This window comes from Cutibacterium sp. LaCa_89 (assembly GCF_058177555.1).
Genome location: NZ_CP190889.1, coordinates 1566930 through 1586846 on the forward strand (window position 1 = coordinate 1566930; position 19917 = coordinate 1586846).

Consider the following 19917-nt stretch of genomic DNA (forward strand, 5'->3'; position numbering starts at 1 on the left):
CCGGGCCACGGTGGAACCCTTCCGCGGTGATCTGTGGACGGCGAATGAGCTGTCCACAGATGTCACATCAGGCTGAGGTCGCTCCACCAGCGAGAATGAGACTCTTGCGCAGCGCCTCGAGGGTCACCAGGTCGGAGAACATCGCGTCGTAGAGCTTACGATCCTGGTTCGGGTTGGTGCGTTGCAGGCGAGACTTGAGGTTGGCGATGTCGTCAGTGATGGACAGCAATCGCACCCGCGCGGCGTACGCAGCGGCGTAGCTCTGGTCCGGCTCCTCGCGCAAGATGGGCTCGACGAGGAGGGCCACCTCGAGCTGTTTCACCTGCGGGTCGCTCGTCGCCTTACCGACTTCCTCGGCCCAGTTCTCCTGACCACGAGGCACTGACAGGATGGCCTCGAAAACCGCCTGGTAGGCGGGGTGACGCAGGTCCTCGACCTCGACCTGGTCCCAGTCCTCGTCGAAGAGATCGGGGTATTGCAGGACAAGTTTGAGGAATCCGCGCTCCACGGACAGCGAGATGTCGGCCGGGTCGGGCGACGGGATACCAGCGGGTTGCTGGGGCTGGGGCGGAGGCACCACCGTCACGGCATGATGTTGCTTGCCGGCACGGGACACCTCACGACGCACCAGATCGATGTCGGCACCCACCACCTGGGAGAGCTCGCGCAGATAACCATCGACCAAGGACTGGTCACGAATACTCGTCACGAGCGGGGCTGCAGCCCTGACCGCGGCGACGCGTCCATCCGCTCGGTCGAGGTCGAACTGGCTGACCGTGTTCTCCATGACGTAGCGGTACAGCGGAATCCGTCGGGCCACCAATTCCCGAACCGCCTCCGGGCCGCGCTGCATGAGAAGGTCGCACGGGTCAAGGCCGGTGGGCTCTATGGCCACATAGGTCTGGGCGGAGAACTGCTTGTCACCACGGAACACCTTGAGGGCGGCCTTCTGGCCGGCGGCGTCACCGTCAAAGGTGAAGATGACCTCGCCATTGAGGGAACCGCTGTTGCCCATGAGCCGTTGGATGAGTCGGGTATGGTCCTCACCGAACGCGGTTCCACAGGCCGCGACAGCTGTGTCGATGCCGGACAGGTGCGCCGCCATGACGTCCGTGTACCCCTCGACGATGACAGCCTGACTCTTCTTGCCGATGTTGGCCCGAGCCATGTCCAAGCCATAGAGGACGTGCGACTTCTTGTAGACCGGGGTCTCGGGGGTGTTGACGTACTTGGCCGGCAGGCGATCGTCGTCATAGATCCGACGGGCCCCGAAACCCAGCACGGATTTTCCGGAATCCTTGATCGGCCACAACACACGTCCCTGGAAGAAGTCCCAGCCCTGGGATCGCACCAGGCCGGACTCGATGAGGGCCTTGGGTGTGAACCCTTTGGCCAACAGGTGGTCGCGCAGCACGTGGCCGCCGCGCGGCGCATATCCCATCCCGAACTGCACCGCGGCATCCTGGGAGAATCCGCGCCCGGCGACGAAATCTCGGGCTATCTGACCTTCCTTCGTCGACATCTGGGCCTGGAAGAACTCTGCGGCTGCCTCGTTGGCGGCCAGGATCTGCATGCGTAGACCTGGTTCCAGCCCGGGGCGACCGTCGTCGACGATGCGCAGCTGTACACCAACCTTGTCGGCGAGACGCTGGACGGCCTCGACGAAGGTGAGGTTGTCGATCTTCTGGACGAAGGAGATGGTGTCGCCACCTTCCCCACACCCGAAACAGTAGAACAGCCCACGGGAAGGGGTCACCTGGAAACTGGGCGTCTTCTCGTCGTGGAAGGGGCACAGCCCCTTCAGGGAACCGCCGCCGGCATTGCGCAGGGCCACATATTCGCCGACGACCTCGTCGATCCGAGCGCGTTCCCGGACCAGCGCGATGTCCTCCTCGTTGATCCGGCCAGCCATGCCCACGATCCTACCCATCTGCGCAGGACATGCTATCCATGCATGCAGGTGAGCCAAATTGGTGCCAAACTTTCCGCCGTGACAGTGAACCCCACCTGGCAGCTCGCCCTGGCGATGATCATGCTCGTCGTGCTGGCCGTCGTCGCCTCACTCCTTGGACGTCTGGGCATCGCCAAGTCGTCCGTGATCGCGTCAATCCGCGCCGTCGTGCAGCTCGGAATCGTCTCCGTCATCCTCGTCTATGCCCTCGCCCATCTGTGGGCTGCTTGCCTGTTCACCCTGCTGATGTTCGCCATCGCGGTTCGCACGACGGCGAATCGTTCCGGAGTCGGCAGGGCCTGGATCTGGGCCGCGGTGGCCATGCTTGCCGGGGTGATTCCGGTCCTCCTCATCATCTTCGCGACGGGTTGCGCGCCGTTCAGCCCCGCTTCCCTCATCCCGGTGGCCGGCATCATCATCGGCAACATCATGAGCGGTCACACCCTGGCATGCCGCCGTTTCTTCGCTGACCTGCGCGAGGGAATCGGCGTCTTCGAGGCTGGTCTGGCCGTCGGTTTCCCGCGTCGGGACGCCATCGCTCTGGTGACCGAACCGAGCGTCACGGAATCCGTGTTGCCCACCGTGGACCGCACGGCGACCGTCGGTCTGGTGACCTTGCCGGGCGCCTTCGTCGGTGTGCTGCTCGGTGGCGGTTCGGCTCTCCAGGCCGGTGCTGCCCAGGTCCTCGTCCTCATCGGCATCCTGGCGGGCCAGACCGTCACCGTGGTGGTGGCGCACGAACTGGTCAAGAGGGCGAAGCTGTTGCCCGATGATCTGGCGGGCAAGCTACACCCGTGACAACACCCTGATCAACGCCCCCTGACAGTTGTCAGAAACCCCTGCCCATACCCTTGGGCAGCCGGCTGCGATCCCATCCCAGCAGCTGGGTTGCCCGGGAGAAGGCGAACTGATCGGTCATTCCCCCCACATATGCCACGACCTGATGGATTCGGTCGGCATCGGTCTCGAGGAATTCGGCCGGCACATCATCAATGTGTCCCTGGTAGTACGCGACCAATCCGTGCAGAACCTCGATGACGGCCTCCGACTGCCCCAATGACTCGGGCCTGGTGTAGATCCGCTCATAGTTGAAGGCCCTGAGGGCCGCCAGGGCGTCCGCGACGTCGGCTGCCATCCCCACCCGTCCAGTTGCGCAGGTGGTGTCGACGACGGACCGGATGAAGACCGACAACTGTGTGCGCCGATCCGTCCCAGCCACCTCGACGACGACCTGCGGCAGATCCGCGACGGTGACGATCCCCGCCTTGATAGCGTCTTCCAGGTCATGGGCGCAATAGGCGATCCGGTCGGCGAACGAGACGACCTCCCCCTCGACGGTGCTGGGGGCCGGACGCGACCAGGAATGGTTACGGACACCGTCCAGGGTCTCCGCGCACAGATTGAGACTCGCCAGACTGACGTCCGCGCCCCACGGCCCGTGATCGAAACCCTCCGGGATGAAGGCGTCGAAAGCCTGCTCCGACGCGTGACCTCCCGGTCCATGGCCGCAGTCGTGCCCCAGTGCCATGGCGTCGGCCAGGGTGACATTAGCTCCGATGCCGGCCGCGATGGATCGAGCCACCTGGGCCACCTCGAGGGCGTGGGTCAGGCGGGTGCGCTGGTGATCAGTGGGATGGACGACGACCTGGGTCTTGCCTGCCAGTCGCCGGAAAGACGTCGAGTGGACGATCCGGTCCCGATCCCGCTCGAAGCAGGTCCGCTCGGGATCCGGCTCCTCCGGGATGGCGCGGTTCCCTGCGCCGTGGGCACTAGTGGCTCCCGGACGCAGGAGGAGGTTCTCCCTCTCCTCCCGAATCTCCCGTCCGACGACCTCTCCGGCCTCGATTCGTACGCCACCTGACGGATGGGCATGGACGACGTCATCAACGCCGCGATGACCGGCCATCGTCAGGGCCCAGGCCCGGGCACGTTCTCCCACTTCGGACATGGTTCCATCCTGTCCCACCTCGGCCCGTGGGACCAGACCCGGGTGGGATCAGCCCCCGGAAGCGTCAATCTCGGCGGCCGACAGATCGTCGTCGAGGGTGCGCGAGTCCAGCCAACCGTGGGGCATGACGACCTTGCGACGCGGGGTGCCCTGGCGGCCACGTGCCTTACCGAGTTCCTTGACGGGAAAGGGCGCATCGTGGTCGAGGGTGGCCAGCAGTGCGTCGAGTTCCTCGAAGCTGGAGATCTGCCCCAAGGCGTGACGGGTCTCCCCACCCACTGGAAAACCCTTGAGGTACCAGGCCATGTGCTTTCGCATGTCAACCAGGCCATGGATGCCCTGATACCTCACGAGCAACTCGGCGTGACGTCGGATCATCGTACAGACCTCACCCAGGGCCGGCAGGGTGGTCGTGTCGCGACCGGCGAAGGCGTCTGCTAGGTCGCGGAAGAGCCAGGGACGGCCCAGGCAACCGCGTCCGACCTCCACGCCAGCGCATCCGGTCTGCTCGACCATCGCCATGGCGTCTCTGGGCTCCCAGATGTCGCCGTTTCCGATGACCGGGACGTCGACGGTCTCGACGAGGTCGCCGATGGCCTCCCAGTGGGAGTGCCCGGCATAGGCCTCGGCGACGGTGCGAGCGTGCAGGCACACCGCAGCCGCCCCGGAGTCGACGGCGAGGCGGGCAGAGTCGAGGTAGGTGATGTGGTCGGGGTCGATGCCGATACGGGTCTTGACGGTGACGGGAACTCCGTGGGCGTCGCCGGCCTGGACGGCAGCGGAGACGACCGCGGCGAACCGGTCGAGCTTCCAGGGCAGGACTCCCCCGCCGCCTTTGCGAGTGACCTTCGGTACCGGGCAGCCGAAGTTGAGATCGACATGGTTGACCCCGTACTTCTCGCACAGGATCGACGTGGCCTCACCGACCATTCCGGGGTCGACCCCGTAGAGCTGCACGGAACGGACATCCTCGCAGTCAGCGAAGGCGAGCATGTCGTGGGTCTTGTGGTCACCATGGACCAGGCCGCGAGAGGTGATCATCTCGCAGACGTAGAGCCCTGCCCCCTGCTCGGCACACAGCTGACGGAAAGCGGCATTGGTGACACCGGCCATCGGTGCCAACACCACCGGGGTGTCCACCGAAACGGTGCCGCCAGAAGGCGCGGTCAAGGTCAGAGGGTTGGAAGGCACTCGCCCATGGTAGACGTGGCACACCGGCTCGACCGAAACCGTCGTGCCCGCCCCGTGGCACCACAAGCCGCCGCAAACGGCCTCGCCACACCATCCCGGCGACGAGCCGCGACGGGCTTCCCACTACCCTCGTGCTGTGAGCACCCCTGATGAGACCGCATCCACCAGCGAGCGTTGGGCCCGCCCGATCCCCCGGATCGGCGACACCACCTCCTCGGCCACTCGCGCCGCTGATCCCGCTGGGTGGTCCCTGGGTGACCAGGTGCAGCAGGGGCTCGACACCGCCATCGACGCCCGCCGTGACATCCGTCGTTACCGCAACGACGACGTCCCCGAAGACCTCGTCAATACCGTCCTGTGGGCTGGCCACCGCGCCCCCAGCGTCGGTCACAGCCAGCCGTGGCGGTTCATCGTGGTGCGTGACGCCGACACCCGCGATCGTGCCGCCGTCATGGCCGACCGGGAGCGACTGCGTCAGGCCGACTTGCTGACCCCGGATCGTCGCGCCCGGCTCCTCGATCTCCAGCTCGAGGGGATCCGTGAGGCCCCGGTCGGCGTCGTCGTGGCCTGCGATCGTCGCACCCCGGCGTCGGGGGTGCTGGGACGCAACACCTTCACCGACGCCGACATGTGGAGTTGTGCCTGCGCCGTGGAGAACATGTGGCTGGCTGCCCGCGCCCACGGACTCGGAATGGGATGGGTGACCCTCTTCCAGCCAGAGGAACTCGCCGCCCTGCTTCACCTGCCCGAGGGGGTGGAGACCCTCGGCTGGTTGTGCCTGGGGTGGCCTGACGAACGTCCCCCGGCCCCGGGACTCGAGCGACGCGGCTGGTCCCGTCGGCTCCCGCTGGCCGACGTCACCCTGGCCGATCGCTGGCCCGACGACGATCAGCCCGAGGCCCCCGTCTCTGCTCTTCGGGAGACCCTGCACTCACCTGACCGCCATCGGGTGGTAGCAGCCCACGACGATGCCGACCAGCTCCTCACCCCGCCTGGATCTCTCGGCCTGCTCGACCAGACCCTGGACCGCGTCGAAGCCGCAGGCGGAACTGAGATCACGGGCGGCACCCTCGTCCTCGTCGGGGCGGACCACCCGGTCGCCGACCTGGAGGTGACGGCCTTCGACCCCACAGTGACCCATGACGTCATGGCTGCCTCGGTTGCCGGAACGGGGCTCGGCGTGTCGACGGCCACGGCCGCGGAGCTCTCCCATCTCGTTGTTGACGCCGGTGTCGCACAGCCAGTGGAGGGTGCTCGCTCCATGCGCGTTCCCGGAGAACGCGGTGATCTTCTGCATACCGACGCCATGACCCCAGCCCAGGTCGAGGCCCTGCTGCGCGATGGTCGGGCCCTGGGCAAGGAGGCTGCCGAGGCCGGCCTGGTGTGCCTGGGAGAGGTCGGTGTCGGAAACACCACCGTTGCCACGGCTCTGGCCTGCGCCCTCACCGGTCTGGCTCCCACGAAGGCCGTCGGCCTAGGAGCCAGCAGCGACACCGCCATGGTTGAGCGCAAGGCTGATGTCATCACAGCTGCGCTGGCCCGCACCCAGGCCGGCCCCAACGACCCCGAGCATCTCCTGGCATCCCTCGGCGGACCGGAGTTCGTCGTCCTCGCCGGAGTGTGTCTAGGGGCCGCCCAGGCCGGGTCCCCCGTCGTCCTGGACGGGCTGGCCACCAGCGTCGCAGCCCTCATCGCCACCAAACTCTCGCCAGGTCTCCACGGCTGGCTCGTCGCCTCCCACGCGTCCCGGGAGCACGCTCACCAAGCCGTGCTGGCCGAGCTTGGGGTGGAACCCCTCATGGAATTGCGGATGCGAGCCGGTGAGGGTGTCGGCGCATGTCTTGGAGCCCAGATGATCCTCACTGGTCTTCAAGTGCGACGGACGGCCGCGCGCACGCGTTGAACTCAGCTGAGGCGTCTGGTTGAGCCACTGGGTCGCAAGGGTTCAGTCAGGCCTCAGGACTCATTGTCCCGTGAGGTTGTCCCGTGACGCCGGGCGCAGCACTGCGAAGGGATCGGTGACCTCGTAGTCGTGTCGGGTGAAGGTCCAGGTGGCCGGTGGCCGGCCTCCTCTTTCCCCCGACTCCTCCAGGTGACCGGTCTTGACGATCTGGCCACGACGACGCAGCACTCGCGAGAGGTTCGTGACGTCGACGTCATGGCCCAGACAAGCGCAATAGATGTCGCGCAACTGGGCCAGGGTGAACTCTGCAGGCGCAAGGGCATGGGCGATGTTGGTGTAGGAGATCTTGCCACGCAGCCTGACGACGGCTTCCCCGACGGCCTGCGCATGGTCGAAGGCCATCGGTACGGACTCCCGCACAGGCAGCCAGCGCGCTCCCCCGCCAGCCTCGACGTCGGGGGCCACCAGACCGAGGTATGTCGTCGCGACCGTCCTCTCGAAGGGGTCACGTCCCGGCTCGGAGCGCGTGGACAACTGCTCGTGGTGACCCAACAGTGAGACGTCCAACAGACCCTTGAGGTGGCGGACGACGGCCTGCTCCATGGTCTCACAGACCTCGAGTGGCCCACCGGGCAGAGCAGGCATCCCGGTGAACGGTTCGCGAGCACGATCTTTGACCACCACCTCGAGATCATCCCCCGCGACCCTGACGACGACGACCAGCACCTCGTGACGATACTTCGCCACCCCGCGCTGGTCTCGATAGGTCGGACGCGGGGCGGAATCTCCGGCGTCTCCGTGAGCCGTTGTCATCACGGAGTCAGCTTATCCGGATGCCTCGACGATCCCATTTTCGTCTCCGAGACGAGTAGTTCTAGACTAGACGTCGATTACCTGAAAGGAGTCGTTCCCGTGACCACCGACTGCGCCACTACCCGAGTTTCCTCGACCTGGGCCGACACTGTCCGTCGCCTCGCAAAGGAGCGCGACGCGATCATCCTCGCCCACAACTACCAGGCCCCCGAGATCCAGGACGTGGCTGACCACGTCGGCGACTCCCTGGCCCTCGCGCGCCTGGCCGCCAAGAGCTCGGCAAGCACCATCGTGCTGGCCGGAGTCCACTTCATGGCCGAGACCGCTGCCCTGCTGTGCCCCGACAGGACCGTCCTCATCCCTGACACCCAGGCCGGCTGCTCCCTGGCCGACTCCCTCACCGTCGAACAGCTGCGGGCCTGGAAGGCCGAGCATCCCGACGCTGCCGTCGTCACCTACGTCAACACCACCGCCGAGGTGAAGGCCGAGTCCGACATCTGCTGCACCAGCTCCAATGCCGTCGACGTCGTCAACTCCCTACCTGCCGACCAGGAGATCCTCTTCGGTCCTGACCAGTTCCTCGGTGCCCATGTGCGCCGCATGACCGGACGCCACAACATCCACGTCTGGATGGGCGAGTGCCACGTGCACGCCGACATCTCCCCCACCGAGCTGTGTGACCAAATCAAGGCCAATCCCGAGGCCGACCTCTACATCCACCCCGAGTGCGGTTGCACGACCAGCGCCCTGTGGCTGACCAGCAATGGCGACCTTCCCCAGGACCGTACCCACGTGTTGTCGACCGGCGGAATGCTCGATGCCGCCCGCGCCACCCGCAACAGCCACGTCCTGGTCGCCACCGAGACCGGCATGCTCCACCAGCTGCGTCAGGCCAATCCCGGCACCACCTTCACCGCGGTCAACCCGGATGCCGTCTGCCCCTTCATGAAGATGATCACTCCGGAGAAACTGCTGCGCTGCCTGGAGACCGGGGCCGAGGCCGTCACCGTCGATCCCGCCCTGGCCGAGAAGGCTCGCAGAGCCGTTGAGCGCATGATCGCCATCGGCGGGACGGCCGCCCCCGTCAAGGAGTCGGCTCATGCCTGAGCATCAATGCGACGTTCTCGTCGTCGGCAGCGGAGCCGCGGGCCTGTCCTGCGCTCTGGCCGCTGCCGAGATCGGGCGCTCCGTGACGATCATGACCCGCGAGGGGATAGACGACTCCTCCACCAATCTGGCGCAGGGTGGTCTGGCTGCGGTCTGGAGCAAGGATGACTCCTTCTCCCTCCATCTCAACGACACCCTCGCGGCAGGTGCTGGGCTGTGCCACCGCGACAACGTCGACGACCTGGTCCACCACGCCCCGGGAGCCCTGCGTCATCTCATGGGCCTCGGAGCTCACTTCGACACCGGGGCCGATGGCGAGCCGGATCTCCACCTCGAAGGGGGCCACCATGCCCGTCGAGTTCTCCATGCCGAATGCGACCGATCCGGACACGAGGTCCATCAGTGCCTCAGCGCTCAGTTGGAGGGAACCGGGATCACCGTCCTGACGGGTACCCGTCTCATCGACCTCATCATCGGTCCGAATGGGGATGTGTGCGGTGTGACGGCTCTGTCTGACGGAAATGCGGTGATGATTCCGGCGCGTTGCGTCGTACTGGCGACCGGGGGCATCGGAGCGCTGTGGTCGGCCACCTCCAACCCCTCGGTGTGTACCGGTGACGGGATGGCGGCAGCCCTGCGCGCCGGACTGACGATCCGCAACCCCGAGTTCATGCAATTCCACCCCACCGTTCTCTTCCTCCCCGGGAACGAGGGCCGATCTCCCCTCATCTCGGAGGCGGTGCGCGGCGAGGGTGCCGTCCTCCTGGACGTCAACGGTCGTCGCATCATGACCGGAGTCCACCCGCTCGCCGACCTCGCACCCCGCGACATCGTCTCCGCCGCCGAGCACGAGGCCATGATCGCCACCGGATCTGACCACGTACTCCTCGACGCGACCGGGTTCGGCGAGGACATGTGGCGGCATCGCTTCCCGACGATCCTGACCAGCTGTCGAGAACACGGCATCGACCCTTGTACCGAGCCGATCCCGGTCGCTCCAGGAGCTCATTACCACTGCGGTGGCATCGCCGCCGGCATGGATGGACGCACCTCGGTCCCCGGCCTGCTGACCGTCGGCGAGGCTGCCTGCACAGGAGTTCACGGGGCCAATCGCCTGGCCTCGAATTCCTTGACCGAGGCCCTCATCGCTGGCGAGCGCAGCGGACGCTGCTCCACCAGTCCCACTGGCCCGCTCTCCCCGACGTCCCACGTCCCTGAGCAGCTGCGCCATCGTCGCTGGCTACCGGGCGAGCATCTGGAGTCCGTGCAGGCCATCATGGACCGCGACGTCTTCATCAGTCGCAATGCCACCGGTCTGCAGCGAGCCCTCCGAGACCTGCACCGGATGACTCCCACCGAGGGTCTCGAAGACGCCACCCTCACCGCGACCAATGCCGCTCTGGTCGCGACAACCCTGGCGATCGCAGCCCTGTGGCGCACGGAGTCCCGGGGAGCTCATCGCCGCAGCGATCATCCGGGTCAGAACCCGTCCTTCCAGCTGCACACTGACTTGCGCCTCGTCGGTGGACGTCCGACGGTCATCACGCGCAGCCAGGAGAGGAGCATCGCATGACCGCACTGCCGCACGATCTGGTCCGCACCATCTCCGAACGCGGGCTCGATCCCGACCTCGTCGTCAGAACCATCGAGGCCTGTCTGGACGAGGACCTGCGCGGCGGCACTGACGTCACCACCGAGTCGATCTTCGGTGGGGCCGCCGGCCGAGCCGACATCAGAGCTCGTCAGAACGGCTGCCTGGCCGGGGTTCCAGTCGCCGCTGCCGTGCTGCACGTCCTCGCCAACCGCACCGGAACCAATATCGAGTTCACCACCCACCACGACGACGGCACCCGGGTCTCCCCCGGCGACGCCGTCGCGACCGTCTCGGGGCCGCTGCGCACCCTGCTGGTGGCAGAGCGCACCATGCTCAACCTGGCCAGTCATCTCTCCGGAGTGGCGACGGCCACCTCCCAGTGGGTTGATGCCCTGGCAAGCACCGACACCAAGGTCCGCGACACCCGTAAGACCGTCCCCGGTCTGCGTGACCTCGACAAGTACGCGGTGCGCTGCGGAGGTGGGCTCAACCATCGCATGGGACTGTCGGATGCTGCCCTCGTCAAGGACAACCACATCGCCGCGGCCGGGTCTCTGACGGCCGCTGTCGAAGCGGTGCGATCCCACCAGCCCGATATCGTCTGCGAGGTGGAGTGTGACACCGTCGACCAGGTGCGCGAGGCCGTCGAGGCAGGTGTGACGACGATTCTGCTCGACAACATGGACGACTCCCTCATGACGGAGTCAGTCAGCATCTGTCGGCCCCTCGGTGTCATCACCGAGGCCTCTGGTGGCCTGACACTCGACCGAGCCAAGGATGTGGCCGCGACCGGGGTCGACTACATAGCGGTGGGTGTCATCACCCATTCCGCCCCGGTGCTCGACCTGGGTCTGGACTTCGACTGAGCCGGATCCCGTACACATCACGCGAGAGGGCTGGTACCCGTCACGGATACCAGCCCTCTCGTCGTCTCAGCTGACCTTTCCAATCAGTTGTCCTTGCTGCGCGCCCCACGGAACCCGGCACGCCAGCGCTCCCGATTGACCCGGGCGACGGCAACCAACGGGATGCTCACCGGGCAGGCCTCGACGCATTCCCCGTAGAGAGAGCAAGGGCCGAAATTCTCGTCGAGGGCATTGACCATGCGACGCGCTCGCTTCGAGCGCTCCTGACGACCCTGCGGCATCATCGCCAGGTGCGAGAGTTTCGCGCCGGCGAAAAGCATGGCAGCACCGTTCGGGCAGGCAGCCACGCAGGCTCCGCATCCGATGCAGGATGCGAAGTCGAGGGCCTGCTCGGCCTCCTTGTGCGGCTGGGGCACCGAGTCGGCGTCGGGAGCGGTTCCCGTCATGACGTCGACGGTTCCGCCGGCCTGCACCAGGCGGTCCAGGCTCGAGCGATCGATGGCCAGGTCACGGATGACCGGGAAGGCCGCCGAGCGGAAGGGTTCGATCTTGAAGTGGGTGATCTCGGGGAAGGCCCTGAGGTGCTGACGGCACGCCGGGGTGTTCGGCAGCGGCCCGTGCGGCTTGCCGTTGACGACGAATCCGCAGCAGCCACACACTCCCTCGCGGCAGTCGGACTCGAAGACGATCGGGTCACCGTCATCCTCGACGATCTGGTCGTTGAGCCGGTCGAGCAACTCGAGGATGCTCCACTCCGGCTCGGCGTCCTCCACGACGTGGCGTTCGAAACGTCCCTTGGCCTTCGGGCCGTCCTGACGCCAAATATCCAATGTCACCCTCATCGGTAATCCCTCACCTGCAGATCGATCAACGAGAACGTCAGCGGCTCGCTGTGGCGAACCTGGGTGCCGTCGGGCCGTGTCTCCCACGCCGAGACCGCGCACCAGTCGTCGTCATTACGTTTGGCCTCGCCAGCTTCGGTGGCGTATTCGGTGCGGAAGTGCGCACCAGCCGATTCCCGGCGGTCCAGGGCGTCGAGGATCATGACCTCGCCGAGTTCGATGAAGTCGGCGACCCGGCCAGCCTTCTCCAGTTCCTGGTTGAGTCGGTCACCACTTCCGACGACTCTGACGTCGCGCCAGAACTCCTCACGCAGCTCACGCACCTTGGACAGACCCTCGAGGAGGCCCGACTCGTCACGCGAGACCCCGCAGTGCTCGTAGAGGATGTCGCCCAGCTTGCGATGGAACCACTCCGGACGGTGGGTCCCCCCACAATTGAGCAGGGCGTCGGTACGCTTCCGGACCCTCTCGATGGCCGCGGTGACCTCGGGAGCATCCAGCGGCAATACTGGCTTCCCGACGAATCCGGCCAGGTAGTTCGGCACCGTCAGGGGCAGGGTGAACCACCCGTCGACGCTGGCCGACAGCAGGGAGTTGGCTCCCAGCCGGTTGGCGCCGTGGTAGTTGTTCGAGGCCTCACCACCGACGAACAGACCCGGGATGGTGCTCATCTGGTCGTAATCGACCCACAGGCCACCCATTGTGAAGTGGGCTCCCGGGGCGATACGCATCGGCACCTCGTAGGGGTTCTCCCCGGTGGCATCGAGGTACATGTCGAAGAGGTTTCCGTAACGCTCCGCAATGGTCTTCTTGCCCAGACGCTGGATGGCATCCCGGAAGTCCAGGTACACCGAGTTCTTGAGCGGGCCCACGCCGTGGCCGCTATCGATCTGAGTCCTGGCGTTGCGGGAGGCGACGTCACGAGGCGTCAGGTTGCCGAAGGCCGGGTACTTGCGCTCCAAGTAGTAGTCACGCTCCTCCTCCGGGATGTCGTTGGCAGGACGGTCGTCACCGGCCTTCCTCGGCACCCAGATCCGGCCGTCATTGCGCAACGACTCACTCATGAGGGTCGTCTTGGACTGCCAGTACGAGCTGACCGGCAGGGCGGTCGGGTGGAACTGCACGAAACAAGGGCTGGCGAAGTAGGCACCTTGACGGTGGGCCCGCCAGGTCGCGGTGGCGTTGGATCCCTTGGCCAGGGTCGACCAGTGGTAGACCGACCCGTATCCGCCGGTGCACAGGATGACGACGTGAGCCGTCCAAGCCCTGACCTCACCGGTGAGCAGGTCACGAGTGACGATGCCCTGAGCCTTGCCGTCGGCGACGATGAGGTCGAGCATCTCGGTTCGGTTGTGCATCGTCACCGATCCGGCGTCGATCTGGGCCTGCAAGGCCTGAGAACAGGCAACCTCGAGCTGCTGACCAGTCTCACCACGGGTGTAGTAGGTGCGAGAGACCTGCACGCCGCCGAAGGATCGGGTGGCCAACTGACCGCCGTACTCGCGGGCGAACGGAGCGCCGATGGCATACATGTGGTCGATGACCTGTACAGACTCGGTGCCGAGTCGAACGACATCGGCCTCACGGCCTCGGTAGTCGCCTCCCTTGACGGTGTCCTTGACGAACCTCTTGAGGGAGTCGCCGTCAACCTTGCGGGACCGAGCGGCGTTGATACCGCCCTGAGCGGCCACCGAGTGGGCCCGACGCGGCGAGTCGTGGAAGCAGAAGGAGTCGACGTGGTAGCCGAGCTGCCCCAGGGTCGCGGCGACGCCGGAACCGGACAGTCCAGTTCCCACCACGATGACGTTCATCTTGCGTCGGTTGGCGGGGTTGACCAGCTTGTACTCGCTCTGACGACGGGTCCACGCGGTCAGCGGGTCCCCCTCGGGGGCCTTGCCGTCAAGCTCGTCCCCTACGAGGTATCCGGCCTTCTTCTGAGCCGGCCCAAGGTTGTCGCGGGCCTTGGAACCCTTGCGGGCTGCTCGTCTCGGCACGCTCACCTCAGCCTGACGTGGCTGAGGTTGCTCGGGCTTGACAAGTTCCTTGGCCGGCTCGTCGACAGTCACCTCACCGTGACGTCCGGCAATCTTCTCAAGAGGCTTGATGATGGCACCAATGACGTTTTTCATGAGATCACCCCGGCGAGAATGAGCATGGGAAGTGCGCCGTTGCACACCACGATGGCCAGTGCGATGAGCAGGCCAATCACCGTCCAGACGGCGCGGAGACGACGGCCGGTTCCGCCGAAGTCATTGATGGTGTTGCGCACGCCTTGGCAGATGTGCAACCCGATGATGATCATGACGACGGTGTAGAAGATCGCCATCCACGGCCGCGACAGACTGGCGATGAGGTTCTGGTACGCGGTGATCTGGATGTCAGGAGTTCCCTCGTTGACCGGCCCCTGGAAGGACGCGGACGCGACACCCTTACCCAAGGTCAGGTCAAGGATGTGCACCACGACGAAGGCCAAGATGACGATGCCCGACAGCACCATCGTGCGGGCCCCCCATCCCAACGCCTTCATGTTGTGCCGGGAAAACTTTCCGCGGGCTCGTCGACCCCTTGCCCAGATCGTCAGACCGGCCCACACATGCAGGACCAGACAGACGAGCAGCACGATCCGGAAGCACCACAGCACCCCACCTATGGGGAACAGTGGGTACAGGACCGTGCGGAGAAACTCCGCGTAGGCGTTGTAGTCGTCTGCGCCCATGAAGGCCTTGAGGTTTCCGACCATGTGCACGAAGACGAACAACGCGAAGATCGTCCCCGTGATGGCCATGATCAATTTCAGTGTGACGTTGGAGGGACGCGCTGCGCTGCGCGCACGAATGGCCACGGCATCCCCCCCGCGCTCAAGTTCACGTCGCTCTCGAACGTCAGGCACGCTCATGGAGTCATCACCCTTTCACTGCTGTCCGAACAGCTTAAAGGACGACGTTTTCCTAAGACGCACCGGGGCCGGGATACCTGAGATGGATACCCCGGCCCCACTGTCAGTCGGATTGGTCTGACCAGAGGATCAGCAGCCGAGCAACCTCCCGGCGAGGTAGTCCTCGGCCTTGTCGATGGCGATGCGTTCCTGAGCCATGGTGTCACGGTCCCGCACCGTCACAGCATTGTCGTCAAGACTGTCAAAGTCCACAGTGACACAGAACGGAGTACCAATCTCATCCTGGCGACGGTAACGCTTACCAATGGCCTGAGCATCGTCGAAGTCGACGTTCCACCGCTGACGCAGGCGAGCCGCCAGATCACGAGCCTTCGGAGACAAATCAGAGTTACGGCTGAGCGGCAGCACAGCAGCCTTGACCGGCGAAAGACGCGAATCCAGCTTCAGGACAGTACGCTTATCAACCCCACCCTTGGCATTCGGAGCCTCATCCTCGGTGTACGCGTCAACCATGAACGCCATGAGAGAACGCGTAAGACCAGCCGCCGGCTCAATAACATAAGGCAGGTAACGCTTGTTGTTGGCCTGGTCGTAGTAGGACAGGTCCTTGCCAGAATGCTTCGAATGGGTACCCAGGTCGAAATCGGTGCGATTGGCGATGCCCTCGAGCTCGCCCCAGTCGGAACCGACGAACCCGAACTTGTACTCGATGTCGACGGTACGCTTCGAGTAGTGGGAGAGCTTCTCCTTGGGGTGCTCGTAGTGACGCAGATTGTCCGGGTTGATACCGAGGTCGGTGTACCAGGCAGTGCGGTTGTCAATCCAGTACTGGTGCCACTCCTCGTCGGTGCCGGGCTCGACGAAGAACTCCATCTCCATCTGCTCAAACTCACGGGTGCGGAAGATGAAGTTCCCGGGGGTGATCTCGTTGCGGAAGGACTTACCGGTCTGAGCAATACCGAACGGCGGCTTCTTACGAGCGCTGGTGAGCACGTTCTGGAAGTTCACGAAGATACCCTGGGCGGTCTCGGGACGCAGGTAGTGCAGACCAGACTCGTCCTCGACCGGGCCGAGGTAAGTCTTGAGCATCATGTTGAAGTCACGGGGCTCGGTCCACTGGCCCTTGTTGCCACAATTGGGACAGTTGATCTCCCCCAGAGGGACAGAATCCGGATCGTCGATCCCGTGCTTGGCGGCGTGGCCTTCTTGAAGATGGTCAGCACGCATACGCTTGTGACACGACAGACACTCGGTCAACGGGTCATTGAAGACGCCGACGTGGCCGGACGCGACCCACACATCGCGAGGCAGGACGACCGACGAGTCAAGGCCGACGACGTCGTCACGACAGGTGACCATGTAACGCCACCACTGCCTCTTGATGTTCTCCTTGAGCTCGACGCCGAATGGGCCGTAATCCCAGGCCGCCCGGGTGCCGCCGTAAATCTCGCCGCAGGGGAACACGAATCCGCGACGCTTGCAAAGGTTGATGACGTTGTCGAGTGTGCTGGTGGAGGCCACAGCCGTCCCTTTCTTCCAAGTCCTCATTGAAGTGGACACCCAGATGGCGACTCCGTGAATTCGGCTGAGGCGCTGAGCGTGATTGTAGCCGATAGGGCGCAAATCGTTGCTACCTTTGAGTCTCGATCGACCCATCGAAGGTATGGTGCGCTTTACTAGCTGACAGAAGATACCTGATATGCTAACGTGTGGGCTATCTATGCCGGTTGACGGAATTTGTGACCACTCACAGACTCGATCGCAGCATCGAGAAGGTATAAACCAAGTGAGCGAGGACCGCTTCCAAACTTCGTCATACGTCCAAGTTTAGCGCGGCCACTACGACTGACGCCGAAAAATACCTTGCTGGAAGCGCACATGTGAATTGGCGACTCATATTCTGCCTTGGTTTCGGTCTACCTCATCGCAGCCCCGCACAATGCACCGCAGCACCGCAGTTCCCAGTTTCGGCGAGAGAGCGTTACCATGTCGGTGGGCCCTAGGCCGCTACGCTTCCTCCGTCCGATGCTCGGTACCTCCGTTTTGCCTCTAGGAAGTTCTTAAGTCTCCATGAATGAAGAACGCGCGACTACTGTCAGTTCGATACACCCGGCTCTCCGCCTCACAGGACTGCATCACCACTTCAAGTCAGGGGCCGAGGTCCTCAAGGGTATCGATCTCGATTTCGCACCGGCCACGACGACCGCGATCATGGGACCATCGGGGTCGGGCAAGACAACCCTGCTCAACTGCCTGTCCGGCATGATCCGTCCCAGCTCCGGTCAGGTCCTCTACCGCGGTCAGGATCTTGCGACGATGAGCCAGTCCAAACTCGACTCGCTCCGGCGCAAGGCGTGGGGCTTCATCTTCCAGCAGTACAACCTCATTGATGCCCTCACGGCCATCGAGAATGTCAAGCTGCCGGCTCTCTTCGACGGGACTCGCATGGCTGACGACGTCGCCACCGAGTCGCTGACCCGCGTCGGGCTGGCTGAGTTGGCTCACCGCTACCCCGACAAGATGTCAGGTGGTCAGCAGCAGCGGGTCGCGATCGCCCGAGCCATCGCGACGCACCGGGATGTCCTCTTCGCCGACGAACCGACCGGAGCCCTCGACTCCGAGTCGCGCCGCGAAGTCATGGACAATCTCGTCGCGCTGCCCGAGGTGGGAACCACCCTCGTCATGGTGACCCACGACCCAGTCGTAGCCTCACAAGCCCAGCGAGTCATCTTCCTATACGACGGCCACATCGTTGACGACACGACGGGGTTAAGCCCCCGAGAGATCTCGGACCGCCTGGTGCAGATGGAGGCGCACGCATGATCGCCACGACGCAACTGGCTACTCGTCTCGTGCGGCGTCACCGGGATCTGTATGCAGGCGTCATCGTCACCGTCGTGCTGACGATGCTCATCGGTGGCGCCGAAGTGACACTGGCCTCCGACTTCTCCGACCCCTCCCGGGTGAACGTTCCCGGCGTCAGTGCCGACGAACTCGCCGTGCAGCTGGATAACGTCAGCTGGATCCTGTGGTTCATCGCTATCCTCGCGGTGACGATCTGCGGTTTCATGCTCATATCCATCGTCACCCAAGTCGTCTCCTACCGTCAGCGCGAGTTGGCGATGATGCGCTTGGCCGGCGCGACTCGCCGGCGCCTGGGGTGGCTCATGTTCCTCGAGTGTTTCTTCGTCTCACTCGTGGCCGGCGTGCCCTCGGTGATCGTCGGGGCGCTCCTCACCCCGGCGTTCCTGCGCGGACTGCAGGCCATCAAGTTCTTCGGGCCCAACGTGTCGGTGAGGACCGGGGTCAGCGTCCGGCCACTGCTCATCCTTCTGGTGGTCATGGCTCTGCTGGCAGGGCTGGCCGGTCGCAGAGCCCTTCGACGGATCCCTGACCGCGAGCTCGTCGATTCCCACGACAACACCGTCTCCTCGATGTCGAAGTGGTCCGTCGCCCTGCGCTTGGTCATCGGTGTGGGCGGGATCCTCGCCATCATCTTCCTGGATCCCCAGACCCTCGGCGCCTGGGGCATGCTGGCCCTGCCCTTCCTCGCCATCATCCCGGCCATTGCGCTCGCCCCCCTGCTCGTGCCGGCGGGAGCGTGGCTCGTGGGTCACCTCGTCGGCCTCGTGGCACCGGGATCGGGGCTCCTGGCCGCCAAGCGGTCCTCCAAGGACCGTCTGCGTTACGCACGTCTGGCGACTCCGGTGATCGTGGCGGTGGGCATGATCGGCGGCTTCATGGTCGCGAACGTCCCCGACGAACAGGTGCAGGCTGCCAACTTTCGCGAGGCCGCCCAGTCACAGACCGTCTCCGAGGCGATCAGTCTGGACCAGACTGATCGTGCCGCACAGGCATGGTCAGGGCATGGTGGGGAGGTCGCACGATTCGCGATCCTCTCCCGGCTCGACGACAGCTATTCCTTCGCCGACGTGAAGACCATGGAAAAGCTGACGGGACTGAAGATCATCTCCGGTGACGCGAGCAAGGTCCACGGCACCGACGTCGCGGCCCTCGCGAAGGGGTACAACGTCGGCGACACCATGGACGTGACGGACGCGCAGGGACACAAGCTGACGGCCCACGTCGTAGCGACGTACACGCACCCATTCCTCGAAACCCCGATCATGAGCTGGGACCAGGTGGGCCGCTTCACCAAGGAACCCGACAAGCTCCACACGACGACGTACCTCGACGGCTTGGACGCCTCGGCGGCCGAGCAGGTTGCGACCTCCGCCGGCGCGACTGTGACAACCATGTCCAAGGAGCAGTGGGTCAGCAACGCCATCGCCAAACGCAAGGCGGACTCCTACCAAGGCAATGTGGGCATCTTTGGTACAGTCTACGTCATGTGCCTCGTCTCCGTGATCCAGATGGCCGTGAGCGAAGCCATGGCACGACACCGCGAGTTCCACGTCCTCCACTCGTTGGGGATCGGGATGCGTCGCCTGCTCAACGTCGTAGGTACCGAGACCCTCATCGTCCAGCTGACAGCCGGCGTACTCATCGCGGTGAGCATCACGGCACTGGGGATCGAGTTCGCCACGACCAACGGGACCTCAGCCGGCTCGGCGCTGGCAGAGGTGGCTCCGCTCAGCCTCGAGACGTTCGGATCGATCGTCCTGCTGGCACTCATTGCTCAACTCACCAGCGTCTGGGCTATCAGCCGTCGTAGTGAAAATCGCCAGTAACACCGGCGCTGACAGCAGATCACACCTCCGGCAACCATAACCTCTATCTCCCCGACAGGAATACAGCTCGCTTCAGGAGAAGATGAGTAGAGGACGCAGACCGCGACAGACAAGA

Annotated in this window: 15 protein-coding genes; 7 read left to right on the forward strand and 8 right to left on the reverse strand. The window is 64.8% G+C overall.

Annotated elements, in window-relative coordinates; all coding sequences use genetic code 11:
• Positions 1-67: 67 nt before the first annotated feature.
• Positions 68-1930, reverse strand: a complete 1863-nt coding sequence (dnaG, locus tag ACP8LP_RS07250) for a DNA primase (protein ID WP_279186658.1) — start codon at positions 1928-1930, stop codon at positions 68-70.
• A gap of 24 nt (positions 1931-1954) precedes the next feature.
• On the opposite strand from dnaG, the gene ACP8LP_RS07255 reads away from it, so the two are divergent.
• Positions 1955-2749, forward strand: coding sequence for an ABC transporter permease (locus tag ACP8LP_RS07255; RefSeq protein WP_484483059.1), 795 nt, complete (start codon positions 1955-1957; stop codon positions 2747-2749).
• 31 nt (positions 2750-2780) lie between these two features.
• Here the strand turns inward: ACP8LP_RS07255 and ACP8LP_RS07260 are convergent, their stop codons facing one another.
• Both ACP8LP_RS07260 and dusB read right to left on the reverse strand, forming a co-directional pair.
• Complete coding sequence (locus ACP8LP_RS07260) at positions 2781-3899, reverse strand: HD domain-containing protein (protein ID WP_117189558.1); 1119 nt, start codon at positions 3897-3899, stop codon at positions 2781-2783.
• A 48-nt stretch (positions 3900-3947) separates the two neighbouring features.
• Positions 3948-5039, reverse strand: a complete 1092-nt coding sequence (gene dusB, locus ACP8LP_RS07265; protein WP_484483366.1) for a tRNA dihydrouridine synthase DusB — start codon at positions 5037-5039, stop codon at positions 3948-3950.
• A 187-nt stretch (positions 5040-5226) separates the two neighbouring features.
• Here dusB and bluB point away from each other — a divergent pair, with 187 nt between their 5' ends.
• Entirely contained in the window at positions 5227-6993 is a 1767-nt protein-coding gene (gene bluB / locus ACP8LP_RS07270; protein ID WP_484483060.1) for a 5,6-dimethylbenzimidazole synthase, read from the forward strand.
• A 60-nt stretch (positions 6994-7053) separates the two neighbouring features.
• Here bluB and ACP8LP_RS07275 read toward each other — a convergent pair whose 3' ends face one another.
• Positions 7054-7806 (reverse strand): NUDIX hydrolase, encoded by a 753-nt coding sequence (locus ACP8LP_RS07275; RefSeq protein WP_484483367.1) that lies wholly within the window; start codon positions 7804-7806, stop codon positions 7054-7056.
• A 99-nt stretch (positions 7807-7905) separates the two neighbouring features.
• Here ACP8LP_RS07275 and nadA point away from each other — a divergent pair, with 99 nt between their 5' ends.
• Genes nadA through nadC form a run of 3 tightly spaced genes read left to right on the forward strand, consistent with a single transcriptional unit; the run spans position 7906 to position 11373 of the window.
• Positions 7906-8913 (forward strand): quinolinate synthase NadA, encoded by a 1008-nt coding sequence (gene nadA, locus ACP8LP_RS07280; protein ID WP_016667443.1) that lies wholly within the window; start codon positions 7906-7908, stop codon positions 8911-8913.
• Complete coding sequence (gene nadB / locus ACP8LP_RS07285; RefSeq protein WP_016667442.1) at positions 8906-10486, forward strand: L-aspartate oxidase; 1581 nt, start codon at positions 8906-8908, stop codon at positions 10484-10486. The genes nadA and nadB overlap by 8 nt, the downstream gene beginning before the upstream one ends.
• The gene (gene nadC, locus ACP8LP_RS07290; RefSeq protein WP_016667441.1) at positions 10483-11373 is read left to right on the forward strand and encodes a carboxylating nicotinate-nucleotide diphosphorylase; all 891 of its coding nucleotides are present in this window, start codon (positions 10483-10485) and stop codon (positions 11371-11373) included. Before nadB ends, nadC begins: the two co-directional genes overlap by 4 nt.
• Before the next feature lie 83 nt (positions 11374-11456).
• Here the strand turns inward: nadC and ACP8LP_RS07295 are convergent, their stop codons facing one another.
• The 4 genes from ACP8LP_RS07295 to ACP8LP_RS07310 form a co-directional block, all read right to left on the reverse strand.
• Positions 11457-12215: a succinate dehydrogenase/fumarate reductase iron-sulfur subunit gene (locus ACP8LP_RS07295; protein WP_021108587.1), complete on the reverse strand. Its 759-nt coding sequence runs from the start codon at positions 12213-12215 to the stop codon at positions 11457-11459.
• A complete protein-coding gene (locus ACP8LP_RS07300; protein ID WP_004811650.1) occupies positions 12212-14344 on the reverse strand; it encodes a fumarate reductase/succinate dehydrogenase flavoprotein subunit in 2133 nt (710 codons plus the stop codon). The genes ACP8LP_RS07295 and ACP8LP_RS07300 overlap by 4 nt, the downstream gene beginning before the upstream one ends.
• The gene (locus ACP8LP_RS07305; protein WP_004811651.1) at positions 14341-15111 is read right to left on the reverse strand and encodes a succinate dehydrogenase cytochrome b subunit; all 771 of its coding nucleotides are present in this window, start codon (positions 15109-15111) and stop codon (positions 14341-14343) included. Before ACP8LP_RS07305 ends, ACP8LP_RS07300 begins: the two co-directional genes overlap by 4 nt.
• A 129-nt stretch (positions 15112-15240) precedes the next feature.
• Complete coding sequence (locus tag ACP8LP_RS07310) at positions 15241-16659, reverse strand: glycine--tRNA ligase (protein ID WP_036910289.1); 1419 nt, start codon at positions 16657-16659, stop codon at positions 15241-15243.
• 522 nt (positions 16660-17181) lie between these two features.
• Here ACP8LP_RS07310 and ACP8LP_RS07315 point away from each other — a divergent pair.
• Positions 17182-17934, forward strand: a complete 753-nt coding sequence (locus ACP8LP_RS07315) for an ABC transporter ATP-binding protein (RefSeq protein WP_484483061.1) — start codon at positions 17182-17184, stop codon at positions 17932-17934.
• Positions 17931-19802, forward strand: a complete 1872-nt coding sequence (locus ACP8LP_RS07320) for an ABC transporter permease (protein WP_279186647.1) — start codon at positions 17931-17933, stop codon at positions 19800-19802. The genes ACP8LP_RS07315 and ACP8LP_RS07320 overlap by 4 nt, the downstream gene beginning before the upstream one ends.
• The last annotated feature ends 115 nt before the right edge of the window (positions 19803-19917 follow it).